Annotated in this window: 15 protein-coding genes and 1 pseudogene; 4 read left to right on the top strand and 12 right to left on the bottom strand. The window is 58.2% G+C overall.

What is annotated here, in order from left to right; genetic code table 11:
• Positions 1–116 precede the first annotated feature (116 nt).
• Positions 117–1,685, top strand: a complete 1,569-nt coding sequence (locus ACPTTF_RS24475; protein ID WP_423368569.1) for an MFS transporter — start codon at positions 117–119, stop codon at positions 1,683–1,685.
• A gap of 90 nt (positions 1,686–1,775) precedes the next feature.
• Here the strand turns inward: ACPTTF_RS24475 and ACPTTF_RS24480 are convergent, their stop codons facing one another.
• Positions 1,776–2,237, bottom strand: a complete 462-nt coding sequence (locus ACPTTF_RS24480) for a RidA family protein (protein WP_423368570.1) — start codon at positions 2,235–2,237, stop codon at positions 1,776–1,778.
• A 240-nt stretch (positions 2,238–2,477) separates the two neighbouring features.
• Here ACPTTF_RS24480 and ACPTTF_RS24485 point away from each other — a divergent pair, with 240 nt between their 5' ends.
• Together ACPTTF_RS24485 and ACPTTF_RS24490 are read left to right on the top strand one after the other, a co-directional pair.
• On the top strand, positions 2,478–3,356 hold the full coding sequence (locus ACPTTF_RS24485) for a LysR substrate-binding domain-containing protein (protein WP_423368571.1): 879 nt from the start codon (positions 2,478–2,480) through the stop codon (positions 3,354–3,356).
• Positions 3,347–3,658: pseudogene (locus ACPTTF_RS24490) on the top strand (transposase); the annotation flags it as partial. The gene ACPTTF_RS24485 and the pseudogene ACPTTF_RS24490, both read left to right, overlap by 10 nt.
• A 155-nt stretch (positions 3,659–3,813) precedes the next feature.
• Here the strand turns inward: ACPTTF_RS24490 and ACPTTF_RS24495 are convergent.
• The 8 genes from ACPTTF_RS24495 to ACPTTF_RS24530 form a co-directional block, all read right to left on the bottom strand.
• Positions 3,814–5,304, bottom strand: a complete 1,491-nt coding sequence (locus tag ACPTTF_RS24495) for an ISNCY family transposase (RefSeq protein WP_423368572.1) — start codon at positions 5,302–5,304, stop codon at positions 3,814–3,816.
• A gap of 337 nt (positions 5,305–5,641) precedes the next feature.
• Positions 5,642–6,196 carry a hypothetical protein gene (locus ACPTTF_RS24500; RefSeq protein ID WP_423368573.1) on the bottom strand — a complete coding sequence of 185 codons (555 nt, stop codon included), beginning with the start codon at positions 6,194–6,196 and terminating at the stop codon, positions 5,642–5,644.
• Positions 6,197–6,263: 67 nt separating this feature from the next.
• Positions 6,264–6,989 (bottom strand): CBASS effector endonuclease NucC, encoded by a 726-nt coding sequence (gene nucC / locus ACPTTF_RS24505; protein WP_423368574.1) that lies wholly within the window; start codon positions 6,987–6,989, stop codon positions 6,264–6,266.
• A gap of 38 nt (positions 6,990–7,027) precedes the next feature.
• A complete protein-coding gene (locus ACPTTF_RS24510) occupies positions 7,028–7,930 on the bottom strand; it encodes a CBASS oligonucleotide cyclase (protein WP_423368575.1) in 903 nt (300 codons plus the stop codon).
• The gene (locus tag ACPTTF_RS24515; protein WP_065502004.1) at positions 7,930–8,430 is read right to left on the bottom strand and encodes an HORMA domain containing protein; all 501 of its coding nucleotides are present in this window, start codon (positions 8,428–8,430) and stop codon (positions 7,930–7,932) included. The genes ACPTTF_RS24510 and ACPTTF_RS24515 overlap by 1 nt, the downstream gene beginning before the upstream one ends.
• The gene (locus ACPTTF_RS24520) at positions 8,427–8,900 is read right to left on the bottom strand and encodes a hypothetical protein (RefSeq protein ID WP_423368576.1); all 474 of its coding nucleotides are present in this window, start codon (positions 8,898–8,900) and stop codon (positions 8,427–8,429) included. Before ACPTTF_RS24520 ends, ACPTTF_RS24515 begins: the two co-directional genes overlap by 4 nt.
• Complete coding sequence (locus tag ACPTTF_RS24525; protein ID WP_423368577.1) at positions 8,897–9,814, bottom strand: AAA family ATPase; 918 nt, start codon at positions 9,812–9,814, stop codon at positions 8,897–8,899. The genes ACPTTF_RS24520 and ACPTTF_RS24525 overlap by 4 nt, the downstream gene beginning before the upstream one ends.
• A gap of 101 nt (positions 9,815–9,915) precedes the next feature.
• Entirely contained in the window at positions 9,916–10,140 is a 225-nt protein-coding gene (locus ACPTTF_RS24530) for a DUF2188 domain-containing protein (protein ID WP_083214442.1), read from the bottom strand.
• 169 nt (positions 10,141–10,309) lie between these two features.
• On the opposite strand from ACPTTF_RS24530, the gene ACPTTF_RS24535 reads away from it, so the two are divergent.
• Positions 10,310–11,140, top strand: a complete 831-nt coding sequence (locus tag ACPTTF_RS24535) for a helix-turn-helix transcriptional regulator (protein ID WP_423391182.1) — start codon at positions 10,310–10,312, stop codon at positions 11,138–11,140.
• 321 nt (positions 11,141–11,461) lie between these two features.
• Here ACPTTF_RS24535 and ACPTTF_RS24540 read toward each other — a convergent pair whose 3' ends face one another.
• The 3 genes from ACPTTF_RS24540 to ACPTTF_RS24550 form a co-directional block, all read right to left on the bottom strand.
• Positions 11,462–12,385, bottom strand: a complete 924-nt coding sequence (locus ACPTTF_RS24540; RefSeq protein ID WP_423369869.1) for an SDR family oxidoreductase — start codon at positions 12,383–12,385, stop codon at positions 11,462–11,464.
• 78 nt (positions 12,386–12,463) lie between these two features.
• The gene (locus tag ACPTTF_RS24545; protein WP_423368579.1) at positions 12,464–13,105 is read right to left on the bottom strand and encodes an ankyrin repeat domain-containing protein; all 642 of its coding nucleotides are present in this window, start codon (positions 13,103–13,105) and stop codon (positions 12,464–12,466) included.
• 93 nt (positions 13,106–13,198) lie between these two features.
• Positions 13,199–14,701, bottom strand: coding sequence for a catalase (locus ACPTTF_RS24550; RefSeq protein WP_423369870.1), 1,503 nt, complete (start codon positions 14,699–14,701; stop codon positions 13,199–13,201).
• Positions 14,702–14,939 lie beyond the last annotated feature (238 nt).

A 14,939-nucleotide genomic window follows, 5' to 3' on the forward strand; every position in this document is an offset into this window, starting at 1 on the left:
TCTGTATGGAATCGTGTCCTGTTTATCGGCGAAAACTCGGCTTGTAGCATGGCTTGGCGAACTTGATTTGTTTCGCGACGACTCAGCCCAGCCTATCCATCCGACACGAGCAAGCCATGCCCCTCTCCGATATCCGCAAGCGTGCCGTCGTACTGACGGCGGTCAGTCTCGCCGGCGTCATGTTTCACCTGGAAATATCCAGCGTGCCGGTCATCCTCTCCACGCTGGAGACCGTCCTGCACGGCGACTTCAGGTCCATGCAGTGGGTCATGAACGCCTATACCATCGCCTGCACGACCGTCCTGATGGTGACGGGCACGCTGGCGGATCGCTACGGGCGCAAACGCGTCTTCATCGTGAGTCTCGCGTGGTTTGCGGTGACGTCCCTGATGTGCGGCCTCGCGCAAAGCATGTCCTTCCTGATCGTCAGCCGATTTCTCCAGGGCCTGGGAGGCGGAGCGATGATCATTTCGCAGATTGCCGTGCTGTCGCATCAATTCCAGACGGGCAGGGCACGTAGCCGCGCGTTTGCCATCTGGGGGCTGGTCTTTGGCATTGGCCTCGGCCTGGGGCCGCTCATCGGCGGCCTGATCGTGGCGCTTTCGAGTTGGCGATGGATCTTCCTGGTTCACGTACCGCTCGCCGTGCTGACCGGCGTACTCGTTGCCAACCATGTCACCGAATCGAGGAATCGCGACGCAACGACGCTCGATCTCGCGGGGCTGTTCACACTGTCGTTCGCCGTTCTCGGCGTGACCTATTTCATTACGCAAGGATCGTCTGCCGGCTCGTTCGGCGGTATCGGTGTCTTGCTTGCGGCAACGATCAGCCTCGTTGCATTCATCGTGGTCGAATCCCGACATCCTCATCCGATGTTTGACTTTTCCGTCTTCAGGATACGTCCGCTTTCGGGCGCGCTCATCGGCTCCATCGCGATGAACGTCAGCTTCTGGCCGTTCAATATCTACCTGCCGATCTATTTTCAGGGCGCACTCGGTTACACGCCTGTCGTCGCCGGTGCCTGCCTGCTCGCCTATACGCTTCCCACGCTGGTGATGCCGCCGCTTGCGGAACGCCTGATGCTCCGATACCACCCGCGCCTGATCATCCCCGTCGGGCTGTTCACCATCGGCCTGGGCTTGTTCATGATCAGGATCGGGAGCGGCATGGCCAATGCAGGTTGGCTGACCGTGATTCCCGGCTGCCTGGTGGCGGGGTGCGGGCTGGGTTTCACCAACACGACCGTCACCAATACAGTCACGGGCGCGATTTCGAGCGACCGCGCAGGCATGGCGGCAGGTATCGACATGAGTGCACGGTTGATCACGTTCGCGATCAATATTGCATTGATGGGATCGATCCTTTCTCAAAGCATTTTTTCGTATCTGAAAAGCGCCTGGTCGACCGTCTTCGATGCGTCTCAATTACGCGCGCTGGCGGGTTTCATCGCCACCGGCAATCTTGCCGGCCTTGGACGGTTTGCCCCTGCGGTGTCGACACTCGATCCGTCCGGCGGTGTTGCCCACGCCGCGCTCGTACATGGCTTCGGCTCGGTCATGCTTTACGGTGGCCTCGCTGCATGGCTGCTGGCCGCTGTCAGTTTTGCGATCTTCGGCTCTGCCGGTTCACCCTCGAGAGCATTTGATGTGATTTGGAATCCTGATGATGACCGGGAGTTGAACTGACAGGCTTCGACGCGATCACGCTTCGATGCAGCAATCCATACTGCATTGAAGCGCTGCATCTTCACGCATTGCGTACCGGCGTTGGGCGCTTCAGGTGTTGACAACCTTTGCCGCGGTCACGGTAACTTCGACCAGCCAGCCGGGCTCGACCAGCCGCACCACCTGGGCGCGCGTGCGAGTGGGCAAATTCGGCTGCGCCGTCGACCCGAAATAGTCGCGATAGACCGTGGAAAAAGCGTCGAAGTTCGGCATGTCGTCATTCGCTGGATCAGCGACGAACAGCGCCTGTACCGTGACGATATCGCCAAGTGCATAGCCCTTGGCTTCCAGGATCTGCCGAATCTGGTCCAGTACGCTTCTTGTCTGCGTTTGGATGTCGCCGAAGTATTCGATCGTACGCGGCCCGGCTTCCCGGTTGAACGGCAATGCGCCGACGCCGCTCAACGTAATGGTTTTTGCACCCGAGGGAACTTCGATCGCCTCCGAGAATTCCCGAGCCCAGGATTCCTTGATGGACAGGGGCGTCGGGTGTCGCAAGATGGCATCGTTCATTTCAGGCTCCGGGTTGGATCTCACGGTTTCAGGCAACGTCAGCCAAGTCGATCGTGTGCCGCATGCGTCAGCGACCGGTAACAGGCCGGATGATAAGTGGCCGTCGACGATCTAAAAAGTGAATTAATTAGATGAAACCGTTCGACAGCATCGATCGATGTCGCTACGCTGGCGCAATCGACTTTCACGCTCGCTCGAGCGTGACCGGGCAGCATCGTGAAGAAACCACGTCAGGTACCTATGGAACTGCGGCACCTTCGCTATTTTCTGGCCATCGCTGAATTGAACAACCTGTCGCGGGCCGCCGAAACGATGTACGTCGCGCAATCCACGCTGTCGCACGCGCTGCATCAGCTCGAAGAGGAATTGGGCACGCCGCTGTTCGACAGGGTGGGGCGCAGCATTCGGCTCACGCAGGCAGGGCGCATTTTTCGCGACTATGCCGCGCGGGCATGCAACGAAGCGATGCACGCCAAACGGGCCGTGCAGGAGCTCAACGCACTCGAGGCAGGTGTCTTTGCCCTCGGTGCCATCCCGGTGTTTCCGATTTCATTTCTGCCCGGTGCGGTCGCGGCTTTCAATCAGCGCTACCCGAAAGTGCGGATCGCGGTTCGGGATCTCCTGGCCGCGGAGCTGGAGGAAAACCTCGCATTGGGCGCGCTTGATCTCGGCATCGCGTTTCATCCCGCGTCGCGGGACGATGTCGAATCGGAGTATCTGTTCACGGAGCGCCTGGTACTGGCGGTCGGCCGAAGTCATCCTCTCGCGAAGAAGCGCCGGATCCAGTGGAAAGCGCTTGATGCGATCCCGCTGGCACTGCTCACGTCGAGATTTTCGACGCGCATCCTGATCGAGGAGACGTTCAGGGATGTCGGCGCGTGTCTGCAGGTCGCGGTGGAAATGGATACCGCCGAGTCGCTTCTCGCCGTCGCGGCCGAAGGGCAGCTCGCCGCCATCGTCCCGGAAAGCGCCGGAGCGCGCTTCGAACACGTCAATCTGTTGCGCATAACGGGCCCGGAGTTGTCGCGTGATCTGGGCCTGCTGTGGTCGAAAAGAACCGGCCGAACCCGTGCGGCGAGCCTGTTTGCAGATATGTTGAGGAGCCTGTCCGGTGTGTGATCCATTCAGATCGCGGTGCGCACTATCGCTGGCCAGGCTGGCTTACCCGGATACGGGAGGCCAATCTGATCCGTTCAATGTCGCGCAAGGGCTGCTCGCCCGATAACGCGGCGTGCGAAGGCTTCTTTGGACGTCTGAAAACGGAACTGTTTTACTCTCGGGACTGGCAGACCATCAGCACCGACCAATTCATCGAGGTCGTCGACACGTACATTCGCTGGTACAACGAGAAACGGATCAAGATCTCGCTTGGCGCACTCAGTCCGATTGAGTACCGGGAGAGTCTCGGGCTGACGACATAACCCAGTCCAAGAATTCCGCCGCACCCCCAGATGCGACATTACTACTTTGCTCTTACACACATGTCATAGCCGGATTCAGATGTCCACCTTCCAGCCATTTAGAGATGTCCGGTTTTAAGGTCGGTTTTGCTGCGTCTCTTTCCTCGCTTTAACCATTACGCAGTGTCGAAGGTCGGTGCCTGAACGGGCAGGGCGCTTGCGTTTGTATCTTCAGCTTTTGCAGACCGACGGCCAGGTTTGTTTGGCGGCTTTGCGGTTTGCCGACGTTGCGCCAGATCCACGATCACATGCTCGACGTCGGCCTGCGTGATCTTGCGTTGCTTCTTCTTGCCCGCTTGGGGTTCGTTTCGGTCGGTCCGGGTTGAGTCGCCGCGATGTGTGCGTGACGGCGCTTTACCGATTCGGCTGTTATCGCGTTGCGCCTGAAGCGCTTGCGCGACCTGCAGCACATGGCTCAAACGCTTGTGCTCGACGACGGCACCCTGATCGATTTCAGCCAAACGATCGTACTGCCGGCAGCGCAGCACGCGATCGTCAGCCCGGAGCTCGATTCGTCCATCCGGGTACTCCCACACCTCAATCTGCCGGTCGATCAGCTTCCGGTTCTCCGACGTGTCGTCCAGCAAGTACATCACCCGGTCGTACTGTACCGTCAGCGACTTCGTCACTTTCCGCGGCTCACGCCACGTCAGCACCAAGTCCAGACTCTCGTTGGCCCGTAGCGTCCGATGCGCATTGAAGTCACTCTTCGGCGGCTTCGCGAAGCGCGCGTTGTAGGCGGCCATGAAGGAGGGCGCGTAAGCGTTGGCGTCGGCCACCGTGTTGATCCCGCGCAATCGCATCTCCTTGACCAATCGGTCTTGCAACGTCAGGTGCGCTCGCTCGACACGCCCCTTGGCCGAGCTGCTGTTCGCGCAGAACGTGTCGATGTTCAGCTCGTACATCGCGCGGCCGAACGGTGTCACGCGATTGCCAGTCTTGCCTGGCTTCACGTTGCGAAACACGCTGGCCTTGTCGCTGTAAAACGCCCCCGGCTTGCCGTGACGTTCGATGTACGCTCGCGTTGCCTCGAAGTAACTGAAGGTCGATTCTGTTTGCGTGAAGTGCAGCATCATCAGCCGGCTCGTCGCGTCGTCCACGTACACCAGCAGCGTGCAGGCCGCCGCGCGTTGCTCGAACCATCGATGGTCGCTGCCGTCGATCTGGATCAGCTCGCCCAGACACGCCCGGCGCGCTCGCGGCTGATAAACCTTCGGCGGACGCTGCCGGCGCGGCACCCATAAACCTGCCTCCGTCATCAGCTTCCTGACCGTCTCCTTGGCCAGCCGAATGCCGTGACATTCCCAGAGCTTCTCGCAGGCCAGTGTCGGTCCGAAATCGGCGTAGCGATCGCGGATGATCGACAGCGCCCGGTCGGCGTCTCCTGGGTCCAGACGGCGGTTGCCGGGCTTCGCGCGGTGTCCCGACACCAAACCCGCCGGACCGTGCTCACGCAGCCGGGCGACCAGTCGGCGAATCTGTCGTGTCGTCAATTCCAGCCGTTCCGCTGCACGCCATGGCTTGAGCTTGCCGTCCGCCACGTCTTGAATGACCTTGAACCTGTCCAGCTCGCGCATCGTCATCGTGATCCGCTCCGTTGCAGCCATCGCAGCCTCCGGCGCCGGACACCCGGCGGCCGGACAGCTTACGTGGCACGAAAGCGGACATTTCTATGTAGCCAAAAGCGGACATTTCAATCTAGCCACTACAACACAAACCGCCGAATCTTGGTACCTATGGTGGGGTGTTGCGTCGGGTTGTTTTTCCTGGTTTTGTTGTATTTCAACCGGAAGGCGGCCGAGTTATCCACAGAATATCCACTTTTGAGGCTGTTTTGCGTTGCGTGTTCAAATCAAGGTCATTTGTTGCGCTGTTGGGTGCGGGGTAACGCAACAGGAATGCGACCCATCTGGTGTCCCAGCCAGTCCCCGTGTTGCGTTTGACCTACGCGACCCGGGTTTGGGGGTTCACGCCTAGTTGCCACAGCATGTCGATATTCTTTAGATATATGGCAACCTTTTCTGGAGAGTCTTGGATGATCGAGTGCTGTTGACCATCGACGTCGTCGAAGTGCACTGAATACGGATCCTCTAGGCATTGGCAGATGTCGTCGATCTCGTCGCGATACTGATCCAGCTTTGCCGGCTCCCAATCTCGGCCGGTGTCGGGCGCAAGAATCACTGACAGAGTGCCTCTTCTTTCCCCAATGTACCGGATCGGGGAGAGCAGGCCAGCAACGTAGAACATCATGATTGCATCGATCACACGGTCGTCGTGATCTTCATCCCAGATGACCGCGAAATCGAGGAAGGCACATCGATCGAGTCGATTCAGAATCTCGTCGTGCCACACCGGCGCGCGAAGGACAGAGTAGTGAGTTCCTCGACCAAGGTTGCCTACTGGTCGCGTGTCATCGTGCAGCGTCTGAAAGAAGGGGCAATACAACATTTGATGCTCCTTTCGGGAGAGAAGTAGCTTCCGCTGCGGGACCAGAGCCATTTCGTAGTTCGGGGGCATCGAGCAAGAGCTTTCGACACTCGCCTAGATGGGGCAGGTCGACGCCTTGCTATTTCGTCAGCCACTGGCCGTACGCCTCTACATCTATCATCGGTACCGTTCCACTAAACTGTAGTTGTGCTATCAACTTGAAGAGAAACGCGGTGGCCGGTTTATTCTCGTCAACGTAATTGTATTTACTTGCCGCTCGATCATAGAAGAAGTGGCCATGAGCTGCTACGCATCCGATGTCTAGACGCCCATCTGCAAGATCAGCATTCAGCGCCTTGTCGAGCGATGGTCCGAGGGCCGGGCTCCACTCGCTTTCAAAGGTGAGCAGTCCACCGAGAATTGGAATTAGTGGCTTGGCCGGATAAGTTCCGCCCGCGTGAGGAATTGGCAGGGTAGTCCGATGCAGCTTGCGCACGCTCGCCACCTTTTCTTGAGCATATGCAACGAGGTTTGCATCGGCCGTCTGCTTGGCCTCAAAGACCGCGTAGACACTCTCAGCCGGGATTATTGTCTCGTTTTCGTAGGTAAAGATGAAGGGAGAGTACTGCCGATCAAAAACCACGACATCGATCTGTTGGCTGAAGTTACCTTGGCTATCTACAACGTGTGCTTTCGCGGCTTGGTAGCGCTTCGGAAGATACGTGTCCAGCATGCTGATCCAGACGTTTTCGCTGGCATCGCCTTTGGTACCCGGATGCCCGAACGTCTTGCGCACCACCGACAAGCGCTGCTGAATGTCCTCGTGCAGGGAAGATAGTAGTTGAGAAAGCGACCATTGAGACATGTAATACCTCGGTGTACGTTACCGTTCAGGGCGGAGGATCATGACAAAGGGAACTTCTGACCGAATATTGCCCGCCACGCCCGCAACGCTTCCCCGTTGCGCCCACGACGAGCATGGTCAATAGCGATTGTTGCATCGCGACTGGCTTGGGTCAGGAGTTGCTGTGCTCGCTGCTTGCGGACTGTGTCCATGTCGTTGCTGATTGCCGGCCCTAACCCCGCGGGATCAGGCCACACATCGTGTATGCGGTCCGCCAACGTTGCGAAAAAAGACTGGATTTCTCGATCGAATGCCCCCCCCCATCCACCATGCAAACATTCGAGGGCCATGACTTCGATCAAGAACGACGGTTTTACTGGTTTCTGGTCGCCATGCTTTGGATTGTTGTTCCAGTATTTCACCATGCGGACCAAGCCCTTCCACTCGTTCCCATACGCCTGATGCGCAGCGGTCGCTTTTTCCTTATGGATCTCGGGATCAGTTTTGATCCATTTTCCGGATGCCGAATCTGGTATCTCATACTCGGAACCTGTGTCGAACGCCGGCACTGCATCCACACTGACGACGCGGTAGTCGGTGTTGTCCTCTGCGTCGATGTAGACACCAAAGTCCACATTCACCGAACGGGCCTGCTTGCGTACAGAATCTGCTCCGTATTTCTCCACTAGGGCCGTGTAGAAATCGTCGAGTACGACTGATGCACCCTTGGTGTGATAGTGCTTTTCCGAATCCTTAAGAACAAAAAAAATATCGATGTCCTTCAACGGCTTTGTCTTGGTGTGGCGAGCATAGGACCCGGTCAAGAAACTGCGCTGGATACCGAACTTCGTTTCCAAATATTCGCGCACTTCGGTTTGACGCTGCGACGCGTTCTTCTGTTCGCGGTCGTTCAATTCGAGTCGTGACTTGAACTTGCGAAAGGCTTCATCGATTGTCAGCATCAGCGCTGTCTCCAATACCCGGCCTGCGCTCCCAGGCCGCTGTGTTCCACGGTTGACCCCAAGCTCTGCTTCACCATGCCCTCAGTGGATCGATAGCTACCCTTACTCCAACCAGGAACATCTGGGCGCCCAGGTTTCGTTCTTAGCAGCAATGTGTACTTGGCCAGGCTCGGCAGCACACCCGCTTTGAGGATGGCGTACTTGAGTTGCTCGGTGTCAGTCCAGAAGCTGCCGTCATCGGAAGTCCAACTGTAGACGACATCGATGTCCCAGCGAGTGATCAAATTGTTGGAGTAGGGGTTGTAGATTTCGAGGATGACTTTTTCCAGATCTTCTGTGTCAAGCCATGTCTTTACCGCAAGCAGATTGGTCGCCCAGTCGTCGACAAATCCAGAAGGATCGAGGCCGCTTAGGCGAATAATGTCTTTCAAACTTTTCAGAATGTTGTCTGCTACGTAGGTTACCGAGTGGGTATACGAATAGGTCGCAACGGAGCTCATGATTTCAGGAACCCCGCAACATCTAACGTCATCGAATGGGACGTCGTGGTGTTAGCCGCGTCGGTGGCGATACCCGTCTCGAGATCGCGCGCTGTGATTCTGCTACTGCGCTTCTTGAGTGCGGCTTGCACCCACTCGAGTTCATCCTTGGGGCAGGGAAGGGATAGCGCCCAATCGCCTTTCAAAGGATCGAAACCCAAGCCGTCTTCGCTCGCATCACTGCCGTCAATTGCATCCTCGTGATACACGCAGTAGATGCGGGTGCGAGGCCCATCGCAGGTGACAACGATAGGTGCCTCCTTCGGAGCTTGGTCAGCAATCAGACTCGAAGCAACGCCCGCCACGGAGCGCAATTCGCGGCGGGCGTCACTGTCCCGGCCTTGGGTCAGAAGCTCTACGATCGCCTCCCAAGTCGCGGAAGCATCGCGATGTGGAGAGCTTCGCAGAGTGCGGCTGGCAACTGTGCTCATTTGGAGTTTCCTTTCCGGACGCGGTTTTCCTTTGCATACTTGGCTGCAGTGATGAGATCCTCAATGGTCACCTCATTGGGATTCATCGCTGTCGTGGGCGTTGCAGCCAAAGCGTTTGCAACCATTTTTCGAATCGCGCGGCCGTCAAGTCCGACGCACTCGCTTGCGCATTCGTCGAAGCGTGATGACGACGCTAGTTTGGCAACTGCGGCGAAAGTCTTTCCCAAACCCGTCAGGCAGTCTTGGAGGATCAGCTTGCAGGCATCGCGACCAGGCAGCGGAACTTCCATGATGAGGTCGCAGCGAGACATGAAGGCGTCGTCGACAGCTTCCGGAAAGTTGCTTGTCGCCATGAACAGTAGATTGGGATGCCGTTCAGCCAGGAGGTCGAGTTGTACGAGTACGGCGTCAGTGGCGCGGTGGACATCGATTGGATTGGCTTCCAAGCTGAGTTTGGAACGATCAACAGCAAGCGTTTCCACTTCATCGAGCAGAACAATCGTAGGGCCGGCACTTGCGGACTCGGAAATGGATTGAGCGAATAAATCGGATACTGCACGTTGCGTCTTACCCATGGATGAGCTGGACAGCGAATGCGGTTCGACTTCGAGCAGTTGGATCTTCGATCCTTTGAACGATTCAGCAACGCGGTTGGCCAAGCCACGAGCAAGCGTGGTTTTCCCGGTTCCGGGAGGACCTACCAACAGAATGACACCATGCAACGGCAGTACACTGCGATCCACTTTCGGCCGCACCGTAAAATTTAATACAGCTTGCGAGAGCAATTGCGTTTTACGTGCTTCATCAAGAACGATCGAGCTCCACAGTGCGCCGAGCGTCGGATCAGGCAGATTCCAACTCCGATGAATTCCCTTCGGTAGGTTAGTTGCTGCATTGGATTGGGATGTCGTCATCGTGATTGAACCTGGTTCCTCGTTAGTGTCGCCGTGAAAACTCGCAATCGATGGGCTATAGAGAGCACGGGTAACTGAGTTGATAGGTATAGGGGCAGTCTTCAGCCCTTCGGGGGGAAGGGATCGTTGCCGTAGCTGTCCTTGGCGCGGATTTGTCCGTTTCGGCCATGGATAACAACCTCCGCCTGCTGGTTCTTGGCAATATTTTTTGCTGCGTCGATCGCCTTCTGCTGAGTCGGTTGGACCGTGGTTGCGCGGCTATTGCCGGCACCTTTGACAGCCCAACCATTCTGGTGGGGCACGACGTGTTGAGACTTGTTCGCCATTGCGTTCTCTCGGGTGTTCGCGTAGTCTTACTATACGCATAAAAAGTATGCGCGTCTAGTTTTTATACGCATGAGAAATCCGGGCATGACGAGTAACCATGACATCGATGGGGAACCCCTCGCGGCCACTACATCAAAACCTAGTTCCCGCTGGGGACAGGAGCGTCGCTTGGAGTTCATTGACTACCGGCTTCGCTGGGATGGACAAATCAACCGCAGTGACCTGACGGCCTTTTTTGGCATCTCTGTCCCACAAGCGTCGCTGGATTTGTCTGAGTACACGAAACGTGCGCCTGGCAATCTGGAATACGACACCAGCACCAAGGTCTACCGAGCGTCGTCCTCTTTCCAGGCCGCATTTGCATCGAGCGCTCTAGAGCGTTATTTGGAAGATTTGCTGCGGATAGCTATCAATCCAGAGGTCCCCTATGGGAGCTTTCTTGGCTGGCATCCTGTTGTGGCGATAGTTCCCCGTCCTTGGCGAGTACTCGACGCAGGGATCGTGATTGAGGTTGTGAGGGCGATCAGCGAAGCACGTGCTTTAAACGTATGCTATCAGTCGTTTTCGGGGCCAGAACCTTCGGCAAGAGCGCTCACGCCGCACGCGCTCGTCAGTGATGGTTACAGATGGCATATGCGGGCGTATTGTCATAAACGAGAGGAGTTTAGGGATTTTCTACTTTCCCGAATCCTGGAAATTAAAGGCAGCGAAGCTGATCGTGATCGAAGTCGAGACGATCTTGAATGGAACCGCATGCTGAAATTGGTTCTGGCGCCTCACCCCAAACTGGAAAGCACCCATAGAGCGGTGATCGAATTGGACTACGGCATGCAGGATGGCGAATCTGTTCTTGAATGTCGCCAAGCTCTGGTGTTCTACGTTCTGCAACAGTTAGGCTTGCTCGAGGACGACTTGGAAAAGGCAGCAAAAATACAGCAAATCACGTTGAAAAATCGTAAAGAGCTCGCTCCGTTTCTACCCAAGACGAATCATCGATAAGCTACGTAGCGTTGTCCGACCATGGCGTCGAGAAAATTCACGCATCGACAAGTACGCCCGACCCTGGATGCGCGCTATATGAGGTGGTCGTGTCTATTGTGCGACCAAGCAGCGAGAAGAGATGCCGCGCTTGCGACATAACGCTGCCAATGTCATGCCAGTCGCTGCTTCCCGATGATCTGCGCATCGCTGAATTGCTTCATCATTGGCGTTCCTTGATCGAAGTGGGCGTGACGCTGTCACCTGACTAAACGCGGGGAACAGGTCAGGCCCGCTGGATCGCGCAACGAGGGGATGACGGCATCCGGGTGACGCGAACGTCTACAGCTCCCGTCGAATCAGTTCAAGACCCTCTCGGTAAGTTGTCACCCCAAACTCGGGGAACCGGTGCTTGAACTTCGTGGAATCAAAGAGGTTGTCCTGCTCGTAGCGGGGCAGGAGCTCCCTGATCTCGCGCACCTGGCTGGAGAAAATTCCGATAGCGACAAACGCCCATTTCCTAATAACCGAGTAGGTGGGAGGTCGTCCGAGCGCGGCGCTAGCTATTTCGACGAACTGCCGGTAGGTCGGCCGGTCGTCGCAGCACGGCAGATGCCAGGTTTGCCCGAACGCGTCCGGCGAGTTGCCGAGCGTCGCGAGCGCACGGCTCGCGTCGGGCGTCCAGATAAGAGTGCGCCGCGTATCGTCACGCAACGGCACCTTTGGCTTCTTGCCTTCCTTGAGCTTGTCGATGACCAGCGCATTCGTAAAGCTCTGCGTCTTGCCCGGGCCATAGAACTCGGGCGCCCGCCCGATCAGGACCGGAATGTCGCCGCGGGCCATCTCTTCGAGCACCATTGACGCCATTGCCGCGCGTACCTTGCCCTTGCGGCCGACCGGCGCGAACGGTGTCGACTCCGTCTGAAGCCGGCTGTCCTGCGGGTACATGTAGGTGTTGTCGAAATAGGCAAACCTGGCACCTTCCGCGCGACAGGCATCCAGCGCGTTCTTCAACATCACCGGAAACTGCGTTTCCCACAGTTGCGTGTCGGGCGGAAGGCCGGCGGTGAAGTAGACGATGCTGCTGCCTTTCACCGCCCGGGCGGTCTGGCTCGCATCGAGCAGGTTGGCCGACACCAAGCTATCGGTGTCGTTGACCTTGCGCGGATTGCGGCTCACGAGGCGGATGTCGCCCGTGTTGAGGCGGCGCAGTTCCCGCGCCAGTTCCGTGGCGATCTGACCGTTCGCCCCCAATATCGTTTGCATGTCGGGTACCTTCGTGACCTTGTGTCGAATGACGATGGACACAAGGCTAACCTTGAAGGCAAGTTCAAGGTCAAGCGGTTACGGCCGCGATCTCAACGTTACATCGGCATTCGGTGTCGCGCCAATCTTTTCGAGCGCGGCAACCACGGCGCCGTTGCCTTGCAGGATCGCGTTCTGCAGCGCGGTGCGGCCGAGCGCATCGACGTGATCCGGGTTCGCGCCATGTGCGACGAGCACAGGCAGCATGTCGAGGCGGCCGAACAGCGCGGCGAACGACAGCGCCGTTTCGCCGGCGTGATTGGTCTGGTCGATCGGGCAGTGCGCATCGGCCAGCCGCTTGGCGATCGCAGTCTCGCCCTTGAACAGCGCGCCCATCAGGGCAGTGTTGCCGTGACGATCGCCGATACACGGGTCTGCGCCGTTGTGCAGCAGATAGTCGAGCGTTGCAGGCTGGTCGCGATAGGCGGCCAGGATGACCGCCGTATAGCCTTCGCGTGTCGTCGCGTCGATCGGATAGCGCGCGTCGACGAGTGCTTGCAGGATGTCGATGCGGCCGAGGCGTGCGGCAGCAAACCAGGCGTCGTCGTAGCGGCGCAGGTCCGCATGCGCGTCGGGATGGGGCACGGCGGCGGGCGGTGCGACTTGTGCGCAGGCCGCGAGCGTGACGGCTCCCGCGATCGCGAGCGCGCGGGAGAGGGCGGTTCGGAGTCGATTCTTCATCAGTAATGCACGCCGCGCGTGGCCGCGCGGCGCAATCGGATTGATTGGTTGGGACGCGAAGGCCGCGCCTGCAGCCTTCGCGAGCGTGCCCGATCAGTTCTCGACGAGCTTGTCAGCGAGCGATTTCACGCGGGTCAGGTCGGCGTGCGTGGCACGTGCCAGGCGCGTACCGTAATCCGCATCGGCCTTGTAGAAGTACGACAGCATCGCGTACTTGTTCGCGTCGTTCGTCACGTGATTCAGGTCACCCGACAACGCGGCTACCAGATCCTGCCGTTCCTGTGCGGGCAGCATGCGGTAGTACTCGCCCGCCTGCCGGAAGTTCAGCGTCTTGCGGATCGCGGCCTGTTGCGTCGTGCCGGCAAGCGGCGTCTGAACCGACTTGTACCGCGGGTTCTGCGCGAGTTCGTTCAGCGTCGACGGCTCGTAGTTCACTTCGCCCTTGCGGTCGCCGAAGTTCATCGTGCCGTCCTGGTTGTTGTTCGTGACGGGCACGCGCGGACGGTTGATCGGCAACTGGTTGAAGTTCGCGCCGAGGCGGTACATCTGGGTATCGGCGTACGAGAACATCCGGCCCTGCAGCATCCGGTCTTCCGACGGCTCGATGCCCGGCACCGTCCGCGACGGGGCAAAGGCGGATTCCTCGGTCGACTCGAAGTAGTTGTCCGGCACGCGGTTCAGCGTCAGGGTGCCGACCTTGCGCTCCGGCACGCCGGTCCATACCTTGGTGTCGTCGAGCGGATTGAAGTCGAACGTGTCGAGCTCGGACGGCTTCAGCACCTGAATGTAGAGATCCCACTTCGGCGCGTTGCCCGCCTTCAGCGCGCCGTACAGATCGTTCGTCATCAGGTTCCAGTCGGCGCCGATCGAACCCGGGATGTCCTTCGGCCGCAGCCCGTGCATTCCCTGCGCGCTCTTCCAGTGGAACTTCACGTATGTGTACTTGCCGTCGGCGTTGACGAACTTGAATGCGTGCACTCCGTAGCCGTCCATGTTCCGGTACGAATCGGGCATGCCCTCGGTCGTATACAGCCGGGTCAGCATGCTGGTTGCTTCGGGCGCGTGCGCGAAGAAGTCGAACGCGAGGTTCGCGTCCTGCACGCCGGTGACCGCGCTCGGCTTGTTCGCATGGACGAAGTCCGGGAACTTGATCGCGTCGCGGATAAAGAAGATCGGCAGGTTGATCCCGACCAGATCCCAGTTGCCCTGTTCCGTATAGAACTTCACGGCGAAACCGCGTGGATCGCGCGCCTGCTCGGGCGAGCCTCGATAACCCATCACCGTCGAGAAGCGAACGAACACGGGCGTCTTCGTGCCGGGCGTGAAGACCTTCGCCATCGTCAGGTCGCTGAGGTCTGCGCTCGGCACGAATTCACCGAACGCGCCGGTGCCTCGGGCGTGCACGACACGCTCGGGGATACGTTCGCGATCGAAGCGCTGGAGCTTTTCGATGAGATGCGAGTCTTGCAGAAGCACCGGCCCGTTCGGTCCGGCTGTCTGCGAATTCTGGTTGTCGCCGACGGGCGAGCCGTTGTCGCGCGTCAGTTCAGCAGCATGCGAAGAAGAGGCCAGAGCGACGCAGGCCGCGGCAATCATGCTCTTCAGAAAGCGATTCGCGGTGTGTGACATATCGATGAGGTTCCTTGGCTGAGGGGAAATGCCGACGAAATGTAATCTCGTCGACGCGCGATAAGCCAATTGAATCTCTCTAATTGGGTGATAGTAGATCGCAGGATCAAATAAATATTTGGTTTAACTAAATTAAATTCTGATTGTCGTCTGACGCTTGCGTGGCAAGCGTGCAACGGATTCAACAGGACGAACGCCTGATGGG

The organism is Burkholderia crassaminum, from assembly GCF_964265005.1.
Lineage (GTDB): Bacteria > Pseudomonadota > Gammaproteobacteria > Burkholderiales > Burkholderiaceae > Burkholderia.

Coding starts and splice junctions, on each gene's coding strand:
- ACPTTF_RS24475 (WP_423368569.1), top strand. CDS start 117: ATGCCCCTCTCCGATATCCGCAAGCGTGCCGTCGTACTGACGGCGGTC.
- ACPTTF_RS24480 (WP_423368570.1), bottom strand. CDS start 2,237: ATGAACGATGCCATCTTGCGACACCCGACGCCCCTGTCCATCAAGGAA.
- ACPTTF_RS24485 (WP_423368571.1), top strand. CDS start 2,478: ATGGAACTGCGGCACCTTCGCTATTTTCTGGCCATCGCTGAATTGAAC.
- ACPTTF_RS24495 (WP_423368572.1), bottom strand. CDS start 5,304: ATGGCTGCAACGGAGCGGATCACGATGACGATGCGCGAGCTGGACAGG.
- ACPTTF_RS24500 (WP_423368573.1), bottom strand. CDS start 6,196: ATGGCTCTGGTCCCGCAGCGGAAGCTACTTCTCTCCCGAAAGGAGCAT.
- nucC (WP_423368574.1), bottom strand. CDS start 6,989: ATGTCTCAATGGTCGCTTTCTCAACTACTATCTTCCCTGCACGAGGAC.
- ACPTTF_RS24510 (WP_423368575.1), bottom strand. CDS start 7,930: ATGCTGACAATCGATGAAGCCTTTCGCAAGTTCAAGTCACGACTCGAA.
- ACPTTF_RS24515 (WP_065502004.1), bottom strand. CDS start 8,430: ATGAGCTCCGTTGCGACCTATTCGTATACCCACTCGGTAACCTACGTA.
- ACPTTF_RS24520 (WP_423368576.1), bottom strand. CDS start 8,900: ATGAGCACAGTTGCCAGCCGCACTCTGCGAAGCTCTCCACATCGCGAT.
- ACPTTF_RS24525 (WP_423368577.1), bottom strand. CDS start 9,814: ATGACGACATCCCAATCCAATGCAGCAACTAACCTACCGAAGGGAATT.
- ACPTTF_RS24530 (WP_083214442.1), bottom strand. CDS start 10,140: ATGGCGAACAAGTCTCAACACGTCGTGCCCCACCAGAATGGTTGGGCT.
- ACPTTF_RS24540 (WP_423369869.1), bottom strand. CDS start 12,385: ATGCAAACGATATTGGGGGCGAACGGTCAGATCGCCACGGAACTGGCG.
- ACPTTF_RS24545 (WP_423368579.1), bottom strand. CDS start 13,105: ATGAAGAATCGACTCCGAACCGCCCTCTCCCGCGCGCTCGCGATCGCG.
- ACPTTF_RS24550 (WP_423369870.1), bottom strand. CDS start 14,701: ATGATTGCCGCGGCCTGCGTCGCTCTGGCCTCTTCTTCGCATGCTGCT.